Origin of the sequence: Oceanospirillum linum (genome assembly GCF_001995095.2) — a bacterium.
Taxonomy (GTDB): Bacteria; Pseudomonadota; Gammaproteobacteria; order Pseudomonadales; family Halomonadaceae; genus Oceanospirillum; species Oceanospirillum linum.
The window spans coordinates 1-441 of the sequence record NZ_MTSD02000093.1; the positions used below are offsets into that span (position 1 = coordinate 1).

2 protein-coding genes are annotated in these 441 nt (G+C 50.1%); one reads left to right on the forward strand and one right to left on the reverse strand.

Going from position 1 to position 441, the window contains the following annotated elements; genetic code table 11:
* A partial coding sequence (locus BTA35_RS18555) for a hypothetical protein (RefSeq protein ID WP_238377632.1) occupies window positions 1-232 on the reverse strand: 232 nt, incomplete at its 3' end.
* Between the two features lie 40 nt (window positions 233-272).
* Here BTA35_RS18555 and BTA35_RS18560 point away from each other — a divergent pair.
* On the forward strand, window positions 273-425 hold the full coding sequence (locus BTA35_RS18560; RefSeq protein ID WP_238377633.1) for a hypothetical protein: 153 nt from the start codon (window positions 273-275) through the stop codon (window positions 423-425).
* Window positions 426-441 lie beyond the last annotated feature (16 nt).

The following is a 441-nucleotide window of genomic DNA, read 5'->3' on the forward strand; positions in this document are numbered from 1 at the left end:
CATTACAAGCTGCCGCGACTGCAGGATCCGTATTTGAACTGACCCAGACACCTCCAGCTGCAAAACTCTCTGTTTTAGGTGCAAATAGTATTCTTGTAAGCGCATCAGGCATTACAGGCACAACAACCGCAGCAGTTAACTTAACAGGCGGCACAACGAATCTAACCGCAACAACTGCAAGTTCCATCAAAGGTGCGACCATAGCGCTTACCGCAACAACAAGTTCAACCATCTCAGCACCTTCTGTAAGCGCCAGCGCCACTGGTGCATTAATGCTAAAGGGTGGCGCAAGTGCGATGGTGGATGGCGGCCCCGCACTAACGCTCAAAGGTGCAGCTCTGACTGTCAAAGCCGATGGTATCGGCAATATCAACGCAGGTGGTATGCTAAAAGTGTCTGCCGCAGGTTTAGTGCAACTAGGATAAGTTAATCATGCAACTG

Excerpts from the sequence above, each read along its gene's own strand:
- BTA35_RS18560 (WP_238377633.1), top strand. The coding sequence starts at position 273 with ATGCTAAAGGGTGGCGCAAGTGCGATGGTGGATGGCGGCCCCGCACTA.